Annotated in this window: 20 protein-coding genes; 9 read left to right on the top strand and 11 right to left on the bottom strand. The window is 66.8% G+C overall.

The window, feature by feature from the left end; all coding sequences use genetic code 11:
- Positions 1 to 13 precede the first annotated feature (13 nt).
- From N7573_RS10660 to N7573_RS10690, 7 genes are all read right to left on the bottom strand, one after another.
- Positions 14 to 730 (bottom strand): haloacid dehalogenase-like hydrolase, encoded by a 717-nt coding sequence (locus N7573_RS10660; RefSeq protein WP_032127168.1) that lies wholly within the window; start codon positions 728 to 730, stop codon positions 14 to 16.
- Positions 727 to 1,521, bottom strand: a complete 795-nt coding sequence (gene trpC / locus N7573_RS10665) for an indole-3-glycerol phosphate synthase TrpC (RefSeq protein ID WP_088027608.1) — start codon at positions 1,519 to 1,521, stop codon at positions 727 to 729. The genes N7573_RS10660 and trpC overlap by 4 nt, the downstream gene beginning before the upstream one ends.
- Positions 1,522 to 1,595: 74 nt before the next feature.
- A complete protein-coding gene (gene trpD, locus N7573_RS10670) occupies positions 1,596 to 2,627 on the bottom strand; it encodes an anthranilate phosphoribosyltransferase (protein ID WP_049401667.1) in 1,032 nt (343 codons plus the stop codon).
- Between the two features lie 16 nt (positions 2,628 to 2,643).
- Entirely contained in the window at positions 2,644 to 3,231 is a 588-nt protein-coding gene (locus N7573_RS10675) for an aminodeoxychorismate/anthranilate synthase component II (protein ID WP_014038739.1), read from the bottom strand.
- A gap of 2 nt (positions 3,232 to 3,233) precedes the next feature.
- Complete coding sequence (locus tag N7573_RS10680) at positions 3,234 to 4,013, bottom strand: SIMPL domain-containing protein (RefSeq protein ID WP_279913243.1); 780 nt, start codon at positions 4,011 to 4,013, stop codon at positions 3,234 to 3,236.
- 67 nt (positions 4,014 to 4,080) lie between these two features.
- A complete protein-coding gene (trpE, locus tag N7573_RS10685) occupies positions 4,081 to 5,556 on the bottom strand; it encodes an anthranilate synthase component I (RefSeq protein ID WP_279943154.1) in 1,476 nt (491 codons plus the stop codon).
- A gap of 178 nt (positions 5,557 to 5,734) precedes the next feature.
- Positions 5,735 to 8,092 (bottom strand): XVIPCD domain-containing protein, encoded by a 2,358-nt coding sequence (locus N7573_RS10690; protein ID WP_279913241.1) that lies wholly within the window; start codon positions 8,090 to 8,092, stop codon positions 5,735 to 5,737.
- A 105-nt stretch (positions 8,093 to 8,197) separates the two neighbouring features.
- On the opposite strand from N7573_RS10690, the gene N7573_RS10695 reads away from it, so the two are divergent.
- Complete coding sequence (locus tag N7573_RS10695) at positions 8,198 to 9,061, top strand: ankyrin repeat domain-containing protein (protein ID WP_230080636.1); 864 nt, start codon at positions 8,198 to 8,200, stop codon at positions 9,059 to 9,061.
- Positions 9,062 to 9,076: 15 nt separating this feature from the next.
- Here the strand turns inward: N7573_RS10695 and yegS are convergent, their stop codons facing one another.
- The 4 genes from yegS to N7573_RS10715 all read right to left on the bottom strand — a co-directional run bounded on the left by yegS (position 9,077) and on the right by N7573_RS10715 (position 11,910).
- Positions 9,077 to 10,012, bottom strand: a complete 936-nt coding sequence (gene yegS / locus N7573_RS10700) for a lipid kinase YegS (RefSeq protein WP_032127162.1) — start codon at positions 10,010 to 10,012, stop codon at positions 9,077 to 9,079.
- Between the two features lie 322 nt (positions 10,013 to 10,334).
- The gene (locus tag N7573_RS10705; protein WP_032127161.1) at positions 10,335 to 10,817 is read right to left on the bottom strand and encodes a GNAT family N-acetyltransferase; all 483 of its coding nucleotides are present in this window, start codon (positions 10,815 to 10,817) and stop codon (positions 10,335 to 10,337) included.
- Positions 10,818 to 10,875: 58 nt separating this feature from the next.
- Positions 10,876 to 11,550 (bottom strand): ribulose-phosphate 3-epimerase, encoded by a 675-nt coding sequence (rpe, locus tag N7573_RS10710; protein WP_014038744.1) that lies wholly within the window; start codon positions 11,548 to 11,550, stop codon positions 10,876 to 10,878.
- A gap of 30 nt (positions 11,551 to 11,580) precedes the next feature.
- A complete protein-coding gene (locus tag N7573_RS10715; protein ID WP_005411327.1) occupies positions 11,581 to 11,910 on the bottom strand; it encodes a DnaJ domain-containing protein in 330 nt (109 codons plus the stop codon).
- Positions 11,911 to 12,051: 141 nt separating this feature from the next.
- Between N7573_RS10715 and N7573_RS10720 the strand changes: the two genes are divergently transcribed.
- The 8 genes from N7573_RS10720 (at position 12,052) to N7573_RS10755 (ending at position 20,096) form a co-directional block, all read left to right on the top strand.
- Positions 12,052 to 12,978 carry a phosphoribosylaminoimidazolesuccinocarboxamide synthase gene (locus N7573_RS10720; RefSeq protein ID WP_188348082.1) on the top strand — a complete coding sequence of 309 codons (927 nt, stop codon included), beginning with the start codon at positions 12,052 to 12,054 and terminating at the stop codon, positions 12,976 to 12,978.
- A gap of 373 nt (positions 12,979 to 13,351) precedes the next feature.
- The gene (locus N7573_RS10725; protein WP_032127158.1) at positions 13,352 to 13,837 is read left to right on the top strand and encodes an Mpo1-like protein; all 486 of its coding nucleotides are present in this window, start codon (positions 13,352 to 13,354) and stop codon (positions 13,835 to 13,837) included.
- 333 nt (positions 13,838 to 14,170) lie between these two features.
- A complete protein-coding gene (locus N7573_RS10730; RefSeq protein WP_279913774.1) occupies positions 14,171 to 17,002 on the top strand; it encodes a monovalent cation/H+ antiporter subunit A in 2,832 nt (943 codons plus the stop codon).
- A complete protein-coding gene (locus N7573_RS10735; RefSeq protein WP_279913775.1) occupies positions 17,002 to 17,394 on the top strand; it encodes a Na+/H+ antiporter subunit C in 393 nt (130 codons plus the stop codon). The genes N7573_RS10730 and N7573_RS10735 overlap by 1 nt, the downstream gene beginning before the upstream one ends.
- Positions 17,391 to 18,926 carry a monovalent cation/H+ antiporter subunit D gene (locus tag N7573_RS10740; protein ID WP_049401675.1) on the top strand — a complete coding sequence of 512 codons (1,536 nt, stop codon included), beginning with the start codon at positions 17,391 to 17,393 and terminating at the stop codon, positions 18,924 to 18,926. Before N7573_RS10735 ends, N7573_RS10740 begins: the two co-directional genes overlap by 4 nt.
- Positions 18,923 to 19,429, top strand: a complete 507-nt coding sequence (locus tag N7573_RS10745; protein WP_049401676.1) for a Na+/H+ antiporter subunit E — start codon at positions 18,923 to 18,925, stop codon at positions 19,427 to 19,429. The genes N7573_RS10740 and N7573_RS10745 overlap by 4 nt, the downstream gene beginning before the upstream one ends.
- On the top strand, positions 19,426 to 19,710 hold the full coding sequence (locus tag N7573_RS10750; RefSeq protein WP_005411334.1) for a K+/H+ antiporter subunit F: 285 nt from the start codon (positions 19,426 to 19,428) through the stop codon (positions 19,708 to 19,710). Before N7573_RS10745 ends, N7573_RS10750 begins: the two co-directional genes overlap by 4 nt.
- Positions 19,707 to 20,096 carry a Na+/H+ antiporter subunit G gene (locus tag N7573_RS10755; RefSeq protein ID WP_049401677.1) on the top strand — a complete coding sequence of 130 codons (390 nt, stop codon included), beginning with the start codon at positions 19,707 to 19,709 and terminating at the stop codon, positions 20,094 to 20,096. Before N7573_RS10750 ends, N7573_RS10755 begins: the two co-directional genes overlap by 4 nt.
- Positions 20,097 to 20,129 lie beyond the last annotated feature (33 nt).

Consider the following 20,129-nt stretch of genomic DNA (forward strand, 5'->3'; position numbering starts at 1 on the left):
CGGATTCCGCGCGTTACGCCTTGTCACCGCCGCGGTCCACGCAGCCCCAGTTGAGGATGCGGGTGCCGGCCGGCAGCACGCGGCGGAAGAAGTCCACCCTGCCCGGCTTCGGGTTCACCACCACCGGCGCCTTGGCGGCCAGCAGCAACGGCAGGTCGGCGGTGCTGTCTGAGTAGGCGATATCGATGTCGCCGTAGCCGCGCTCGCGCAGCATGCGCATCTTCTCTTCGTTGTGGCAGTGGCGGGTCGGGCCGACGCCACCCAGCCGTGGGCCGACCTCGGTGCCGATCACCGGTACGTCCTGGTGGGCGACGAAGGCCAGGATCGCGCGTGCCAGCTCTGGTGGCGCGCCCGTGGCAACCACCACGCGGTCACCCTTGGCCCGGTGCGCGGCGAACACCTCCAGCGCCTGTGGCAGCAGCTTGGCGCGCATCTGCGCCTCGTTGCGCAGCACATAGGCGTCGATGACCTTGTTGAAATCGCGCGCACGGTGCAGGCCGAAGCTGCCGATCCACACATAGACCGAAATGCCGGTACGGCGGGTCGGCAGCAGCGCCACCATCGGCCCGGCGATCGGCGTGACCAGCAGCGCCGCCAGCATGCGCAGCGGGTTGCGCTTGATCAGCGAAGCGAACAGGTGAGTACCCGAATCGCCATCGTAGAGGGTGTGGTCGAAATCGAAGACCACCAGCGGCGCATCGTCGCGCGGCGTCGGATAATGCGTTTTCATGCCGCGAAGAATAGCTGACGCAGGCCCTCGCCCGGCTCTTCCACGCGCATGAAGGCTTCGCCCACCAGGAACGAGTGGATGCCGGCATCGCGCATCAGCGCCACGTCCTGCGGGCCGAGGATGCCGCTCTCGGTGACCAGCAGGCGATCGCGCGGCACCGCCTTCTGCATGTCCAGCGTGGTCTGCAGCGACACCTCGAAGGTGCGCAGGTTGCGGTTGTTGATGCCGATCATCGGTGCCGGTACCTGCAGCGCACGCTCCAGCTCGTCGATGTCGTGCACTTCCACCAGTACGTCCATGCCCAGCGACATCGCCAGTTCGGACAGCGTGGCCAACTGCGTGTCGTCCAGCGCGGCGACGATCAGCAGGATGCAGTCGGCGCCCAGCACACGCGCCTCATACACCTGGTAGGCGTCGATCACGAAGTCCTTGCGCAGCACCGGCAGTGTGCAGGCCTCACGGGCCTGCTGCAGGTAGGCATCAGCACCCTGGAAGAAGTCCACGTCGGTCAGCACCGACAGGCAGCTGGCGCCGCCGAACTCGTAGCTGACGGCGATGTCGGCCGGGCGGAAATCCGGGCGGATGACGCCCTTGGAGGGGCTGGCCTTCTTCACCTCGGCGATCACCGCCGGGTCGCCGTTGGCCACCGCCGCCTGCAAGGCTCGCACGAAGCCACGTACCGGCGGGGCACTGGCCAGGGCGGCCTGCAGCTCCTCGAGCGGGCGCTGGGCGCGGCGCTGGGCCACTTCTTCGGCCTTGCGGGCCAGGATCGTCTGCAGGATGTCGCTCATCGTCGTCGGTTCAATGCGGGGGCGGTGAGGACGGCCATTATCGGCCATCGAGGGGTTCAGGCTGAACCGCGCGCTCAGGCAACCAGCGCGCGGGTGGTCTCTACATACTGCTGCAGGCGCTGGCGGGCGCTGCCGTTGGCGATGGCGGCACGGGCACGGGCCAGGCCGTCGCCGATGTCGCTGGCCACGCCGGCCACGTACAGCGCGGCGCCGGCGTTCAGGGCCACGATGTCCAGCGCCGGACCGGGCTGGTTGTCCAGCACCGCGCGCAGCATGGCAATGGACTGCTCCGGGCCATCCACGCGCAGGTTGCGGCTGGCCGACATGGCGATGCCGAAGTCTTCCGGGTGGATCTCGTACTCGCGTACCTTGCCGTCGCGCAGCTCGCCCACCAGGGTACCGGCGCCCAGCGAGATCTCGTCCATGTTGTCGCGGCCCCAGACCACCATGGCGCGCTCGGTGCCCAGCTCGCGCAGCACGCGTGCCTGGATACCCACTAAATCCGGGTGAAACACGCCCATCAGCACCGACGGTGCGCTGGCCGGGTTGGTCAGCGGGCCAAGGATGTTGAAGATGGTACGCACACCCATCTCGCGGCGGACCGGCGCGACGACCTTCATCGACGGGTGATGGATCGGCGCGAACATGAAACCGATGCCGGTCTGTTCGATGGCCGCGGCGACCTGCGCCGGCTGCAGCTCGATGGCCGCACCCAGTGCTTCGACTGCATCGGCGCTGCCGGACTTGGACGACACGCTGCGGTTGCCATGCTTGGCCACGCGCGCACCGGCCGCGGCCGCGACGAACATCGCGCAGGTGGAGATGTTGAAGGTGTGCGAGCCATCGCCGCCGGTGCCGACGATGTCGACCAGGTGGGTGGTATCGGCCACCGGCACCGCCAGCGCGAATTCGCGCATCACCGTGGCCGCCGCGGCAATCTCGTCGATGGTTTCCTTCTTCACGCGCAGGCCGGTGAGGATGGCGGCGGTCATCATCGGCGACACGTCGCCGCGCATGATCTGCCGCATCAGGTCGACCATTTCGTCGAAGAAGATTTCGCGGTGTTCGATGGTGCGTTGCAGGGCTTCCTGGGGGGAGAAGCTCATGGGAATGCTCCTTGGATCAGGCCGCCGGACGCTGCAGGAAATTGCGCAGCAGGGCGTGGCCATGTTCGGTGAGGATGGATTCGGGATGGAACTGCACGCCTTCCACCGGGAACTGGCGGTGGCGCAGGCCCATGATCTCTTCGATCGAGCCGTCGTCGTTCTCGGTCCAGGCGGTCACTTCCAGCACATCGGGCAGGCTGTTCTTGTCCACCACCAGCGAGTGGTAGCGGGTGGCCTGGTAGCGGTCCGGCAGGCCGGCGAACACGCCCTTGCCTTCATGGCGGATGGGCGAGGTCTTGCCGTGCATGATGTTGCCGGCGCGGATGACCGTGCCGCCGTAGACCTGGCCGATGCCCTGGTGGCCCAGGCACACGCCGAGGATCGGCGTGGTCGGGCCCAGGCGCTGGATCAGCTCCAGCGACACGCCCGCTTCGTTGGGCGTGCACGGGCCGGGCGAGATGACGATGCGCTCTGGTTTCTGCGCGGCGATCTCGTCCACGCTCATCGCATCGTTGCGCACCACCTTGACCTCGGCGCCCAGCGTCTGCAGGTACTGCACGAGGTTGTAGGTGAAGCTGTCGTAGTTGTCGATCATCCACAACATGGTCAGGTTCCGTCGCTTATCAGGAAAATGGCGTATACGTTTTCGGTGTAGGTGATGGGGCCGGCTTCGATGGATTCGCGCAGGCGTGAGCCAGTGGTCTCGATCATGTCCATCTGCGCCGCAGGTGACGGCGGCGATGGCGGTGTCACCATGTCGTCGCTTCTGGGCCAATTGCCCGCCTGCACGCCATAGGCGAAGTTCGGTGCCACATCGGAAATGCTGTACAGCCCGCGCAACTTCGTGCCGTAGGCGGTGGCAAGGCCCTGAGCGGATTGGCGCGTCGACGCGGCGGCCTCACTCTTGAGTTCGCGCCGCAGCGCCACTTCGCCCGAGTAGGTCGGGGCCACGCTGCTGACCTGCAGGTTCTCGTTGGCCTTCAGTGCACCCAGCACGTCCTGCATCGCCTTCACGCTGGCGAAGCTGGCACGCAGCTGGCGCGACACGCGGGTGCCGACGAAGACCTGCCGGTTCTGCTCATAGCGGGTTGCCGGGCCGATCCGCAGGTTGTCCGCACGTACGCTGCCTTCCACCGCCTTGTACTGCTTGAACAGCGCCAGCACGCGGGCGACATTGTCCTGCACGCGGCGGCGCGCGGCGTCGGCATCCATGTCGGTCTCTTCGATGTTCAACTGCAGGCCGAACCGGTCGGGCATCACCTCGCGGCGCGCCTCGCCCTTCACCAGCAGGTGCGGCTGGGAGGGAATGGTGTTGGCCTGCGCCCACGCAGACGGGGCCATCGTGGCCAGCAGTGACGACCACAGCAATGCGCTCAGCAGCTTCATGCGGTACTCCTTGTCTTGAACGGGAACGGCGGAACGACCACGGCGCAGCGGCCGTGGCGAGGCAGGCTTACAGGCCCTTGGCGGCCTGGGCGACGGCGCGGAACAGCGCGCGGCCCTTGTTCATCGTCTCGTCCCATTCCTTGTCCGGGTCCGAGTCGTAGACGATGCCGGCGCCGGCCTGCACGTACAGGCGGCCATCCTTGATCACCGCGGTGCGGATCGCGATCGCGGTATCGGCATCGCCGTGCCAGCCGATGTAGCCGATGCTGCCGGCGTAGACATTACGCTTGATCGGTTCCAGCTCGCGGATCACTTCCAGCGCGCGGATCTTCGGCGCACCGCTGACCGTGCCGGCCGGGAAGGTGGCACGCAGCACGTCGGCATAGCTCAGGCCCGGCTGCAGCTGCCCGGTCACTTCGCTGACGATGTGCATGACGTGGCTGTAGCGCTCGATCACGAACTGCTCGCCCACTTCCACGGTGCCGGCCTTGGACACGCGACCGGCATCGTTGCGGCCGAGGTCGATCAGCATCAGGTGCTCGGCGCACTCCTTCGGATCGGCCAGCAGCTCGGCTTCCAGCGCCAAGTCCTGTTCGACAGTGGCACCGCGCGGCCGGGTGCCAGCGATCGGGCGCACCGTCACTTCGCCATCCTGCAAACGCACCAGGATTTCCGGCGAGGAACCGACCACCTGCAGGTCGCCGACATCAAGGAAATACATGTAGGGCGACGGGTTCAGTGCACGCAGCGCACGGTACACATCCACCGGGCGCGCCTTGAACGGCACGCTCAGGCGCTGGCTCAGCACCACCTGGAAGATGTCGCCGGCACGGATGTATTCCTTGCTGCGCTGGACCGCATCGACGAAGCCTTCGCGGGTGAACCCGGAGACGAAATCGGACTCGTCCAGCACGTCGCTGTTGAGCGGTGCGGGATAGCCGGCCCCCGGTGCGCGCAACTTGGCGGTCAATGCATCCAGGCGTGCCTGGGCCTGCTCGAACGCACCCTCGACACGCGGGTCGGCATGCACGATCAGGTACAGCCGGCCCTTGAGGTTGTCGAACACCGCCAGCTCGTTGGAATCCAGCAGCAGGATGTCCGGCGTGCCCAGCTCATCGCGGCCAGCCGGCGGCGCCAGGCGCGGCTCGATGTAGCCGATGCACTCGAAGCCGAACCAGCCGACCAGGCCACCGGTGAAGCCCGGCAGGCCGTCCAGCTTGGGCACCGAGTGGGCGCTGCGCAGCGCCTCGACTTCGGCGAACGGGTCGGCCACCTCGCGGGTGTCCACCACCTGGCCGTCTTCGCGCACGGTCAGCGTGTGGCCATGGAAGGCATACACGCGGCGCGCCGGCAGGCCGATGATCGAGTAACGACCAAAGCGCTCGCCGCCTTCGACGGATTCAAACAGGTAGGTATTGGCGCCGTCGGCGAGCTTCAGATAGACCGAAAGCGGCGTGTCCAGGTCGGACAGCACTTCACGGACGACGGGAATATGGGTGTGGCCTTCAGCGGCCTGCTGCAGAAACTGAGCGTGCGAGTTCAAGACGACTTTCCTTCCGGGACACAGCGTTATGGGGGCGGACGACGGCAACGGGCCACCATCGCCACCAACGGCGTGCGGAAGAAAGGGTATGCGGGGTCGTCAGGCTGGACACCCCTTGACTGTATCGCAGCCGGGGCGGGAGGGGAACCCCGTCGCGGCGTCGCGGTTCATTCGGCCATTAGCCCATCCGCCGGGCGTTCTCCTGGGCCTCCAGCCCCTGTTGCTGGGCCAGTCCGGCTGCCGTCGCCTGTTCGCGACCGGTGTTCAGGGCGTCAACCTGCGCCGTGCTCACGGCCAGCGGCTGGGCCATGCCGGCCGCCACGTCCACATGCGCATGTCGGCGGTGGGCCGCCTGCAGATCCGGGGTGTCGATCGCGAATGCCCGCGTGCGGTCGTCACTGAGCAGCACATGGGAGATGGCCTGCAACCCTTCGCGCTTGGCCTGCGCAGCCAACGCCCCGGCCAGCTGATCGCTCTGCAGGTTCGGGATGCGGCCATGTGCCACATCGAGGCCGTGCACACCGGTCTGCGCGCCCTTGAACAGATGGAAATCGATGTGCTCCGGATCGTTCAGCGCGGGTATCTTCGCGCCCCCCTCCTGCAGCTGCGCATGCGGCCGTCCAAGCAGCTTGCGCGCGGCCGCCTCCTGGCTCGCGATTGCCGCGTCGAGACTGGGGTTCATCGTCTCGCTCATGCCATGCCGGTCCACCGACTCCCCCATGGTCGCACTGCCGCGCCCGATCACCCACGACGTCTTGGCCAGGTTGACCAGGTTCTGCGGCAGTGCCGGCGTGGGCAGGTGGGTGGCAATGCCCTTGTTGGCCATCGCGCCCAGCCCGACGGTGCCGGCCAGCACGGCCGGCGCCTGCGAGGTCAGCCCGGTGATCTGATGGCTGCTCCAGTTCATGCCCATGTGGAAAGTCGCGCCGTACACGGCATAGCCGTTGCGCAGCCCATTGGCCACGCCATGCACGCCCTGCTGCAGCTGGCCGCCCAGATGATGGCCGCCGGCACGGATGCGGCCGGCATCCGCCGCCGCTTCACGGGTGGCTTCACGGGCCTTGGTTTCGTGTTGATTGCGCGCCGCATCACCGTGCTCACGCATCTGTCTGGCCATGTCGTCGGCACCGAGCGCACCCAGCACGCTGGCCCCGATGTTCCAGCCGTAACTGCCCTTGGCCTGCACGCGGTGGCTGACCGATTCGACCAGACCCTGCAGCTCGCGACCCTTGGCAATGACCGTCGCACCGCCTTCGATGCCCACCCGCATGCTCTTGCCACCGTAGTCGACCACGGTGCCGATCGCATTTCCCTGCAGGGTCGACGCACGCTCGACGGCCACGCCGGACAAGCTCATGCCCCGGCCCGCCAGCGCGCCGACCTGCTCGACATGTTCACCGGCAACCCGTCCGGCACGCATGCCGCGCGCACCTGCGATCAGCACCTCGGCCAGCGGGCCACCGTATTCGGCAAGCTGGCTTGGCGCTTCTCGATGGCGGCGATCCACCACCTTTCCGTTCACTTCGGTCTTGGCGTCCAGCAACAGTTCCATCCTGCCCGCGGCCACCGGAACATTGCGCAATGCCTCTGCCCCGGATTTCGACGCCAGCTGGTCAACCAGCTGGGCCGTGGCCGTCTGCGCACCCGCCGGCATCATCTCCTGCAGCTTGCGGGTAACCATCTGCTGCACGCCGGGCTGACGCAGCAGCTGGCTGGTCTCGCTGGCCAACAGGCCAAAGCCCTGCCGGTGATGCTCGTTGAGCCGCTTCAATCCATTCTGCACATCGTTGAGCACTTCACCCGACGTCTGGTAGGTGTGCACCGTGTCGCGCGTGTTGAACACCGGCAATCCGTGGGATTTCGCGTAGCGATCGGCGGTGGCCGGATGCAGCCCGGCCGAATTGAAGGTGGTCGCACGTACACCGGTAACCGCCGAAGCGGCAGAGGCCATGCCGCCGCCAAGCGAATGACCGGCGAGTTCAAACTGGGTACCAGAGGTCTTCAAGCGACTCGCCAGTGCCATGGCCCGATCGTAGTAATCACTCTGCATGCCTACGCCCTGGCGTCCATTGTTGAGGAAATCCTCGCCTCCGGATTCACGCCGCCCGCCTTTCGCCCGGGGATCGATGATTTCGCCCGTTGATCCCTTGAACACCAGCACCGGCTTGGCGTCATCACCGAACACCCTTTTGTCCGGAATGTAGATCTCTGCGCGGAAGCCCGAATCGTTCGGCCGCATCAGCTTCTTCAGGTCGGCCGCTCCCAGGCTGATGCCCGCCGCTTTGAGCGTGTCCGGGTCGGTCACGGCACTGGCTCGCGTCCACCCGACCGGCGGCTCACCTTTGCCCTTTGCCGAGGCATACACATCATCAGCAAGCGAACCCAGCTCGCGGGCGTGATAGGTCTCGCGCAAGCGCGCCGCCTCGGTGGCATGTCCACCTCCCTGCAGTTGCTCGACCAGGTGCTTCTGCGCCTGGACGCTCTTGGCGCGGGCCTGCAACAGGCGTTCCTGCTGCTCGGGATCGTGACCGCTCATGGCAGACTCCATTGCTCATCAGTGAAGACACGGTCATCCAGGACCTGCTGGAATGACCACGGCCAACGCTATCATCCCCCGAACGCGTCCATGTCAAGGGATCACATGCACCGTCACCCTCACAGTTCCTTTACGCCATTTTCCTGCCTGGCGCTGATGCTGCTGATGCTGCTGAGCGCCTGCGCGCGCACGTCTTCACATGGCGCGGAGCGCTATTTCGAGGGCAAGGCACTTGAACTGGCCATCGCCGCCGAACAGGGTGATGCAGCGACGATCACGCGCCTGATCAAGACCGAAGGCGTGAACCCCGACAAGGAGTTCTCGAAGCAGGATGGCATTCCGCTCATCGCGTGGCCGTTGCGCGCACAGAACCTGGAAGGCCTGCGCGCGATGCTCGACAACGGCGCCGACCCGAATGCACGGCGTATTGAAACGCTGGACGGCGAGACGTTCCGCCACAACAACGCCATGGTCTATGCCGCGAAGATGGACGATCCGCGCTACCTGGCCCTGCTGCTGGATCATGGCGGCGACCCGGACACGCGCACCTCCAACACCGAAACGCTGCTGTTCCAGGCTTTCATTTCCGGCAACCTGTGGAAGAACATCCAGCTGCTGGTGGAGCGAGGCGCGCACGTCAACGAATCCAACATCGGCCAGGCCGATACCGTTCTCAGCTGGTACACCGGCCGTGGCGGCTTCGAGCAGGCCTACTGGCTGCTTGAGCATGGCGCGGACCCCACGATTGCATCGCCGTCATCGGCGCAACCGGGCGCGCCCGATCGGATGGCCATGGTCGAAGCCATCTACTGGGAAATCACCACACCGGACCTGCTGCCCTGGCAGAAGAAGTGCCAGCAGTGGCTGATCGATCACGGCATTGCCCGGCCGCCGCTGCCGCAGTACATCCGCGAGAAGCGTGAAGCATTCGGGTTCCCGGCGAAGGAGCAGGACATCCCCCCGTTGTAGGACTTCCGGTCCGGCTCAGCGCGGCTCGGACAACAGGGCACAGCCCACGGGCAGGTGCATCCGCACCCTGCCCGGCACGCACGCGATGCGGAACTGGCGCGCCTGTACCGGTTCGCCGTCCAGGTTGAGCGTCAACGGACGCTCGGATTCCACCTGCAGCCACGGCAGGCGCGCGCGCGTCGCCAGTTGTTCCAGCGCGGCCTGGGTGCCGGACTTCAGCATCTGGCCAAGCGTGGCGGTGACTTCACCTTCCAGCTCCGGAAGCACCGTCACGTCCAGCTGCCCATCATCGATCAGCGCCTGCGGGCACAATTGCTGGCCACCACCGGCCTGGCGGCCATTGCCGATGCCGAGCGCGATGAAGTCGCCTTCCCACGCGAAATCCGGGCCCGACAGGCGCGCATGGATCGGCTCGATCCGCCCCAGCTTGGCAATGCCGGTGATCACGTAGGCCAGCCCGCCCAGCATCTTCTTCAGGCCGGCATCGGTCTCCACCGTCACCTGCGTGCCGAAGCCACCGCTGGCGAGGTTGGCGCACCACCATTGCGTGCCATCGGCGTCCACGCGCAGCAGATCGATGGCATGCGGCGTGGCCTGCCCGATCAAGGCCAAGGCCGCCTTCGGCTCGGTCGGGATGCCGGCCGCAGTCGCGAAGTCGTTGGCGGTCCCCATCGGGATCAGCGCCAGCGAGGGCAACGCATCTGCCGGCTCCTCACGATGCGCCAGTGTCTCGGCCACCGCGCTGAGCGTGCCGTCGCCACCGGCGGCCACGATCACGTCCACGCCATGATCGATCGCCTCGGCCACGTAGCGTTCGGCGTCACCGTCTTCCCAGGTCACCCGCACTTCCAGCTGCACGCCCTGCCCACGCCAATGACCGACCGCGTCGCGCAGCTCGTCATTGCCTGCGGATTTTCCGTTGAGGATCAGGCGCCAGCGCGGGGTGGTCATGCGGTGCTTCCAGGACGGGGGTGGCACAGGCTAGCAATGCGCCGTTTGTCCGCAGTGAATGTCACGCAGGTGTCATTCAGCTGCTGGAGAATGGAAGTCCATAGCAGGGACGACGGATGGAGGCAGGATCAGCCTCCCACGCATGCAGCGAGGCCACGCCAGTGATTGGCGTGGCTTTTTTTTGGTGCGTAGGGAGTGCGAACCAAGGTTCGCACCCACCGGGTCGCGGTTCGCACACACCGGGTTGCGGTTCGCACACACCGGGTTGCGGTTCGCACCCACCCGGTGGGTAGATCCACGCCATGCGTGGATGCACTTCGCCTCAGCCGTTGGCGAAATCGTGCAATGCCTGGCCCTGCAGCCGGTACACGGTCCACTCGTCCTGCGGCGTGGCGCCAGCGGCGGTGTAGAACTCGATGGCCGGGGTATTCCAGTCCAGCACCGACCATTCGAAACGGCCGCAGCCTTCGGCCACGGCCTGGCGTGCGATGTACTTCAGCAGCGCCTTGCCGGCGCCTGCGCCGCGCTTTTCCTGGCTGACATACAGGTCTTCCAGGTAGATGCCCTTGCGGCCCAACCAGGTGGAGTAGTTGTAGAAATACACGGCGTAACCAATGGGCTCGCCGTCGGCTTCGCAGATCAGCGCGCGGGCCGTGGCATCGGCACCGAACAGGCTTTCGGCGATGCCGATCTCGTCGGTCTGCACCGAATGCTCGGCCTTCTCGTAGATGGCCAGCTCACGGATGAAATGCAGGATCAGGCCAGCATCGGCCACGGTGGCCGGGCGGATATTCAACAGAGCCATGGGCGAAAAAGGGGACGGAGGGGACCAAGCGAGCTTAATCCCCTCCGCCCCCTTTTTGTCAGCGTGCCGCGGCGACGTTGGCGCGCATCTGCGCGATCACGTCCTGGTAGCTGGTCTTGGCATTGAAGATGGCCGAGCCGGCGACGAAGGTGTCAGCACCGGCGGCAGCGATCTCGCCGATGTTGTCGGCCTTCACGCCACCGTCGATCTCCAGGCGGATGTCCTTGCCACTGGCGTCGATCATCTTGCGCACCACTTTCAGCTTGTCCAGCGCCGAGGGGATGAAGGCCTGGCCACCGAAGCCCGGGTTGACCGACATCAGCAGCACCAGGTCCAGGTCATCCAGCACCCAGTCGAGGATGTCCACCGGGGTGGCCGGGTTCAGCACGATGCCCGGCTTGCAGCCCAGCGAGCGGATCAGCTGGATGGTGCGGTGCACGTGGCGGCTGGCCTCCGGGTGGAAGCTGATGTAGGTGGCACCGGCCTCGGCGAAGTCCGGGATGATGCGGTCCACCGGCTCGACCATCAGGTGCACGTCGATCGGCGCGGTCACGCCGTGCTTGCGCAGCGCCTGGCAGACCATCGGGCCGATGGTCAGGTTCGGCACGTAGTGGTTGTCCATCACGTCGAAGTGGACCCAGTCCGCGCCGGCGGCGAGGACGTTGTCGACTTCCTCGCCGAGGCGGGCGAAGTTGGCGGACAGGATGGAGGGGGCGATGAGGCAGTTGGACATGGCCGGGCCTTGCAACGGTAGGAAAGAGGGTCAGCGCTTGCGCAGGGTCTTGATGCGGTCGTAGGCGGCGTTGATCCGCCGCGACTTCTGCTCGGCCTGCTGCTGCAGCTCGGGGGCCGCGCCGCCGAGCTTGTCGGGGTGGTACTGGGAAATCAGCTTGCGGTAGGCGCGCTCGACCTCGGCATCGGTGGCCTCGGAGGTCAGCCCCAGCTCCCGGTACGGGTTCTCCTTGTTCAGGCGGAACCAGTCCGAATCGAAGGCATGGCCGATCAACAGGCCGACCACCGCGCCAAACAGCGGATTGGGCCGGAACAGCAGGGCGCCGGCGATGAATCCGAGCAGTTTTCCGTACCAGCGCATGGCGCTCCGGGGTCGGCCGACGAAATGGACGCTCATTTTACGTCACAGCGGGCCCGGACGGCTTTACACTAGGCCGCCCGCTGGTCAGCGGGCCCGCCGGGTCCGTTGGGCAGCCGTATCGACGAAGCCCCAGGAGTGCCCGTGCCAACCACGCTGTTGCAATCCGATCTCCCCGGCCTGCCCTTGCGCCACCGCGGCAAGGTGCGTGACGTGTTCGATATCCCGCGCGAGCGGCTGCCAGCCGGGACCCCACCAGGCGACTACCTGCTGATGGTGGCCACCGATCGCCTGTCGGCCTTCGATGTGGTCCTGCCCGACCCAATCCCGGGCAAGGGCGAGATGCTCTGCCAGGTCTCCAACTTCTGGTTCGCCAAGACCGCGCACCTGATGCCCAACCACCTGACCGGCATCGACGTGGCCAGCGTGCTGCCCGAAGGCGTGGACCCGGCCCTGTACGCCAAGCGTGCGGTGGTCACCCGCAAGCTGAAGCCGGTGCCGGTGGAAGCGATCGCCCGCGGCTACCTGATCGGCAGCGGCTGGAAGGACTACCAGCGCACCGGCAAGGTCAGCGGCATCGACCTGCCCGACGGCCTGCGCCAGGCCGAGCAGCTGCCCGAGCCGATCTTCACCCCCTCGACCAAGGCCGCCGTGGGCGACCATGACGAGAACATCGATTTCGATGCGATGGTGAAGCAGGTCGGTGCCGAGATGGCCGAGCGCGTGCGCGATGCCACCTTGCGCATCTACAAGTTCGCCGCCGAGTACGCCCGCGAGCGCGGCATCATCCTGGCCGATACCAAGTTCGAGTTCGGTACCGACGCCGATGGTCGCCTGTACATCATGGACGAGATGCTGACGCCGGATTCCTCGCGTTACTGGCCGGCCGACGAGTACGAAGTGGGCACCAGCCCGCCGAGTTACGACAAGCAGTTCGTGCGCGATTACCTGGAGACGCTGGACTGGGGCAAGACCGCCCCGGGCCCGAGCATCCCGGCCGAGATCATCGAGCGCACCCGCGCCAAGTACGCCGAGGCGCTGCAGCGCCTGGCCGGGATCAGCGTCGACTGATCCGCCTGCGCCCCCGGCCGGAAAGGCGGGGGCGTTCTGAATGCGGTAGTGCCGGCCGCTGGCCGGCAACCTCGCGAACCTGCAGCCAGGCATGGCCTGGCTCTACTGCCGGTTGCCTGGGCTACTGCCGGCCGCTGGCCGGCAACCTCGCGAACCTGCAGCCAGGCATGGCCTGGCTCTACTGCCGGTTGCCTGGGGGTAGTGCCGGCCGCTGGCCGGCAACCTCGCGAACCTGCAGCCAGGCATGGCCTGGCTCTACTGACGGTTGCCTGGGGGTAGTGCCGGCCGCTGGCCGGCAACCTCGCGAACTCGGCTATGCTCTGGATTGCCGGCCAGCGGCCGGCACTACCGTTGTCCGAGGAAGCAACGCAGCATGCAGACATCCACCGAGCTTGCGCGGCCGATCGACCGCTATTTCGCCAGCTACTCCGACGACCACCGCAATCTGATCAACCAGCGCATCCACGTGGTGGCGGTGCCGGCGATCCTGTGGTCGGTGGTGGCCCTGCTGTGGTGCCTGCCGCCGCTGATCACCTGGTTCCAGTACGGCATCTGGTCGGCGTTCGCGATGTTCAGCGCCTGGTGCTTCTACAACAAGCTGTCGCGCCCGCTGGGCATCGGCATGCTCATCCAGTTCTTCGTATTCGGCTGCCTGTGCAGGCTGCTGGAGGCCGAGATCGGCCTGCACAACCTGTTCTGGCTGGCGGTGGGCGTATTCGTGGTGGCCTGGATCGCGCAGTTCATCGGTCACAAGTTCGAGGGCCGCAAGCCCAGCTTCCTGACCGACCTGACCTACCTGCTGATCGGCCCGGCCTGGGTGATGGCCAAGTTCTACCGCAAGCTCGACTGGCGCTACTGACCTGCCCGTGGCCGACGCTGCCCCTCGTTTCCTGAACGGGCAGATTCCGTCACCCGCACTCCACGACGGCCCTGCCAGCCTGCACCGGTGATCCGTTCCCCATCGCCCGCCCGTCGACGGCAGCCCCTGTGCGACAGGGCCTGCGGTCTCCCTGCGTGGGCGTAGGGTGTCCCCCTAGGGCAACCGGGGAGGGACCGCAGCAACGTGATGCTGCGCTGCAGAAAAAATGAATCAGCGGACGTTACATGCAATTGATCGCTGTTCGATGGGTTTCGGCGACATTTCGCAGCCTGTTATCCTCCCTGACCTGCTCGTGAATCATGGATTCCCTGCATGCTCCCCAGCCTGCCCCTGCTGCTGGCCCTGCCGTTCCTGATGGCAGCGGCTGTTGCGGCCTTCCCCCGTAGTTCGCGCTCGACTGCTGCCTGGCTGGCGGCGCTGGCGCCGTTGGGCGGACTGGCCATCCTCGGCTGGCTGACCCCGTCGGTGCTCGATGGCCAGGTGGTCCGCACCCTGGTGCCCTGGCTGCCGCAGATCGGCCTGGACTTCACCCTGCGCCTGGACGGGCTGGCCTGGATGTTCGCCGGGCTGGTGCTCGGCATCGGCGCGCTGGTGGTGCTGTATGCGCGCTACTACCTGAGCCAGCAGGACAACGCCCACCGCTTCTACTGCTACCTGCTGCTGTTCATGGGCGCCATGCTGGGCATGGTGCTGTCGGGCAACCTGCTGTTGCTGATGATTTTCTGGGAAATGACCAGCATCAGCTCGTTCCTGCTGATCGGCTTCTGGTCGCACCGCCAGGACGCCCGCGAAGGCGCACGCATGGCGCTGGTGATCACCGGCGGCGGTGGCCTGGCCCTGCTCGGTGGCGTGCTGCTGATCGGCCGCATCGTCGGCAGCTTCGACCTGGACGTGGTGCTGGCCGCCGGCGAGCAGATCCGTGCCAGCGCGCTGTACCCGTACGCACTGTTCCTGGTGCTGGCCGGCATCTTCACCAAGAGCGCGCAGTTCCCGTTCCACTTCTGGCTGCCGCACGCGATGGCGGCGCCGACCCCGGTCTCGGCCTACCTGCACTCGGCCACCATGGTGAAGGCCGGTGTGTTCCTGCTGGCGCGGCTGCACCCGGCACTGGCCGGCAGCGACCTGTTCTTCTACACGGTCAGCGGCATCGGCGCGCTGACCCTGCTGATCGGCGCCTGGAATGCGATCTTCCAGCACGACCTGAAAGGCCTGCTGGCGTACTCGACCATTTCCCACCTGGGCCTGATCACCCTGCTGTTCGGCCTGTCCACGCCGATGGCGGTGGTGGCCGGCGTGTTCCACATCCTCAACCACGCCACCTTCAAGGCCTCGCTGTTCATGGCCGCCGGCATCATCGACCACGAAACCGGCACCCGTGACATGCGCAAGCTGGGTGGCCTGCGCAAACTGATGCCATTCACTAGCGCGCTGGCGATCATCGCCTCGCTGGCGATGGCCGGCATCCCGTTGCTCAACGGCTTCCTGTCCAAGGAAATGCTGTTCGCCGAAGCGCTGACCGCCGGTGGCGGCCCGGGCGCGATGCGCACGGCCGTATCGATCGCGGCGCTGCTGGCCGGTGTGTTCGGCGTGGCCTACAGCCTGCGCTTCGTGCACGACACCTTCTTCGGCCCCGGCCCGCACGACCTCGACCGCGTGCCGCATGAGCCGCCGCGCTGGATGAAGGTGCCGGTGGAACTGCTGGTGGTGATCTGCGTGGCGGTGGGCATCGCCCCGGCACTGACCGTGGCGCCAGTGCTGCATGCCGCTGCGGCCTCGATCCTCGGCAACGCCATGCCCGAGTACAGCCTGGCCGTATGGCACGGCTTCAACCTGCCGCTGGCGATGAGCGCGATCGGCGTGGTCGGTGGCGTGGCGCTGTACTTCGGCCTGCGCAAGCTGATCAACCTGCACGGGGTGGAAACCCGCACCACCGGCCGCAACGTGTTCCATGCGCAGCTGGATGCCCTTTCCGCGCTGGCCATGCGCCTGACCAACGGCATCGCCAATGGCAGCCTGCAGCGCATGCTGCTGGGCCTGGTGCTGGTGGCGATCGCGGTCGCCGCCGCGCCGTTCGTGGCCAACCCGGCCTCGCCGAACTGGACCGCGCCGCAGCCGATCCCGCTGCTGGGCTGGGTGCTGTGGCTGGTAATGATGGCCTGCGCCGTTGCCACCCTCCGCGTCTACAAGCAGCGCCTGCTGGCGGTGCTGCTGGTCGGCGGCGTCGGCCTGATGGTGGCGCTGACCTTCGTGTTCCTGTCCGCACCGGACCTGGCGCTGACCCAGCTGCTGGTGGAGATGGTGACCCTGGTGCTGATGCTGCTGGGCATGAACTACCTGCCCGCGCAGTCCGGGCCGGAGCGGCCGCGCTGGCGCAAGCGCCGCGATGCGGTGATCGCGATCATCGCCGGCGCCGGCCTGGGTGCGCTGGCCTATTCGGCGATGACGCTGCCGCCGAACACCATGGCCGGCGAGCTGCTCGCCCGTGCCCTGCCCGAGGCCTACGGCCAGAATGTGGTCAACGTGATCCTGGTCGACTTCCGCGGCTTCGATACCTTCGGCGAGATCACCGTGTTCGGCATCGCCGCACTGGTGGTGCATGCGCTGTTGCGTCGCACGCGGATGGCGCCGGAGCAGATCATGCCCGGCCCGCCGATCAAGCTGCCGGTGCCGGCCGACCTGGCGCAGATCATGTTCCCGCTGACCCTGACCGTATCGATCTTCCTGTTCCTGCGCGGCCACAACGCACCGGGCGGTGGCTTCATCGCCGGCCTGGTGCTGGCGGTGCCGCTGCTGATCCAGTACGTGATCCAGGGCACCGCGTCGGTGGAATCGCGCTTCGGCTTCGACTACATCCGCTGCATCGGCACGGGCCTGTTGATCGCCCTGCTCAGCGGCAGCGCGTCGATGCTGTTCGGCGTGCCGTTCCTGACCAGCGGCCACCTCGACCTGCACCTGCCGCTGATCGGTGACGTGCCACTGGCCAGCGCCATCGGCTTCGACATCGGCGTGTACCTGGTGGTGTTCGGTGGCGCCATGCTGATGCTGTCGATGATGGGCACGATCAAGCCGTCGCGTACCCGTACCGCCCGCAAGGGTGAGATCGACCTGCAACGCCGTTCGGCACGCACCGGGGAGATGCACTGATGGAACTGGCCCTGGCTACCGCGATCGGCGTGCTGACCGCGATCGGCATCTACCTGCTGCTGCGTGCGCGCAGCTTCGACGTGATCCTCGGCATGACCTTCCTGTCCTATGCGACCAACCTGCTGATCTTCGCCGGTGGCCGCCTGGTGCTGGGCAAGGCGCCGGTGCTGCAGGAAGGCGTGGACAGCCACCTCGGCAACTACACCGACCCACTGCCGCAGGCCCTGGTGCTGACCGCGATCGTGATCGCCTTCGCGATGACCGCCGTCAGCATCGTGCTGGCCATGCGCAGCCGCAGCGACAACCACAGCGACCACGTGGACGCCCACGAGCCGGATGACGACCTGCAGGATGAGCGCATGCCGCCGCGCCAGGGCGAGGACCGCGCATGAACCACCTGGTGATCCTGCCCATCCTGATTCCGCTGCTGGGTGCTGCACTGTCGCTGTTCGTCGAACACCGCCGCTATGGCCCCAAGGTGCAGCGCGCGGTGGCCTGGACTGCGCTGTCGGCGCTGGCGCTGGCGGTGGGCCTGCTGTTTGCCGCCACCGCCACTGGTGAGATCAACGTCTACCTGCTCGGCGACTGGCCGTCGCGGCTGGGCATCGCGCTGGTGGCCGACCGGCTGTCGGCGTGGATGCTGCTGACCACCCTGCTGCTGGCCATTCCCTGCCTGCTGCATGCCTGCTCGGGCTGGGACCGGCGCGCACCGCACTTCCATGCACTGTTCCAGTTCCAGCTGGTCGGCCTGAATGGCGCGTTCCTGACCGGCGACATCTTCAACCTGTTCGTGTTCTTCGAGGTGATGCTGATCGCCTCCTACGGCCTGCTGCTCAGTGGCGGCCGCGGCCTGCGCATGCGCATCGGCCTGCACTACGTGGTGTTCAACGTCACCGCCTCGACCCTGTTCCTGATCGCACTGGGCCTGCTGTACGCCTCGCTGGGCTCGCTGAACATGGCCGAGCTGTCGCAGCGCATTGCCGAGGTGCCGCCGGCGCAGCTGACCCTGGTAAAGGCCACGATGGGCCTGTTGCTGCTGGTGTTCTGCGCCAAGGCTGCACTGATGCCGCTGTACCTGTGGCTGCCGGAAGCCTATTCGCGCGCACCGGCCGCCGTGGCCGCCCTGTTCGCGATCATGACCAAGGTCGGCCTGTACTCGGTGCTGCGCATCCAGATGCTGTGGTTCGGCGACGATGCCGGTGCGATGGCCGGCTACGGCCGCGACTGGCTGCTGTGGGCCGGCGTGGCAACGCTGGTGCTTGGCGGCCTCGGTGCGCTGGCCGCGACCCGCCTGCGCGTGCTGATCTCGTATCTGGTGATCGTCTCGGCAGCCACGCTGTTCATCGCCTTCTCGGTAGGCACGCCGCAGGTGCTGTCCGCCGGCCTGTACTACCTGCCACACAGCAGCTTCGTCGCCGCCGCACTGTTCCTGATTGCCGACCTGATCCGCCGCCGCCGCGGTGGCGCCAGCGACCGCAAGGAAGTGGTCGCGCCGATGCCGGGCAAGGAAACGCCGGCGGTGCTGTTCCTGATCGGCGCGGTGTCGGTGGCCGGCCTGCCGCCGCTGTCCGGCTTCCTGGCCAAGGCCGCACTGCTGGCCGGCATGCCGGCGCAGTACACCGCCCCGGTGTGGACCGCGGTGCTGGTAAGCAGCCTGCTGGTGATCATGGGCCTGACCCGTGGCGGCATCCGCCTGTTCTGGCGCGTGCCGCCGGTCGAGGCCGATGCGCCGAAGCCGCGCAAGGCACGCCTGCGCCGGGTCGAGCTGTACGCGGCCTGCATCCTGCTGGCCTACGGCATCGGCATGACCCTGGCCGCCGCGCCACTGATGCGCTACACCGACGCCACCGCCGCACAGCTGCTGCACCCCAGCGAGTACGTGCAGCAGTTGCGCGCGACCACGCCGGAGATCCGCCAGCCATGACCGCCCAGCGCTCCCTGTTCCGTCGCGTCATTCCCTCGCCGATGCTCAGCATCATGGTGGTGGCGTTCTGGCTGCTGATGTCCGACAGCTTCACCCTCGGCCAGTTCGTGCTGGGGCTGGTGCTGGGCGTGGTGGTGCCGCTGTTCGCCGCGCGCCTGGACCGCGAGTTCGCCCGCATCGGTACCCTGCGCCCGCTGCCCAAGCTGCTGTGCGTGACCCTGTGGGACATCCTGATGTCCAACATCCGCGTCGCCGTGCAGGTGCTGGGCCCGGAGAAGAACATCCATCCGGGCTTCATCTGGCTGCCGCTGGACATCGCCAACATCCACGGCATCGCCGCGCTGACCAGCATGATCACGCTGACCCCGGGCACGGTCTCGGCCGCGCTCAGTGACGACCGCAAGTTCCTGCTGGTGCACGTGCTGCACCTGGAGGACCCACAGGACCTGATCGATACGATCAAGCGCCGTTACGAGGCGCCGTTGATGGAGATCTTCCCATGACCGGTTTTGAAGTCATCCAGACCACCCTGGTGGTGTGCATGCACGTGGTCGGCCTGGCCATGCTGCTGGCCACCTGGCGCCTGCTGCGCGGGCCGACCGTGCCCGACCGCATCCTCGCGCTGGACACGCTGTCGGTGACCGCGATTGCCGAGCTGATGCTGTTCGGCATGTACCTCAACTCGCCGATCTACTTCGAGGCGGCGCTGATCATCGCCATGCTCGGCTTCGGCAGCACCGTGGTGCTGAGCAAGTTCGTGCTGCGCCGGGACATCGTCGAATGATCACCGCGATCCAGATCGGCCTGTCGATCCTGCTGCTGTTCGGCTGCTTCTTCATCCTGGTCGGTGCATTGGGCCTGGTGAAGCTGTCCACGTTCTTCAAGCGGCTGCACGCACCGACCAAGGCCAGCACGCTGGGCGTGGGCTGCGTGCTGGTGTGCTCGGTGTGCTACCACATCTTCCTCGGCCAGGACCCGCAGCCGCGCGAGCTGCTGATCACCGTGTTCCTGTTCATCACCGCACCGATCAGCGCGCACATGATGGCCAAGGCCGCGCTGTCGCTGCTGATGGAAACCCGCCCCAGCCTGCCCGGCAACGAGCCGGCTGCTGAAGAGCAGCTGCCGCCGCCGGAACCGGTGCGGGAAGAAGAAACCACGCAGAACCGGTGAATCCGGTAGAGGCCGACCTTGGTCGGCGCTTTG

The sequence above is a fragment of the Stenotrophomonas sp. GD04054 genome, from assembly GCF_029836955.1.
Classification (GTDB): Bacteria; Pseudomonadota; Gammaproteobacteria; order Xanthomonadales; family Xanthomonadaceae; genus Stenotrophomonas; species Stenotrophomonas maltophilia_A.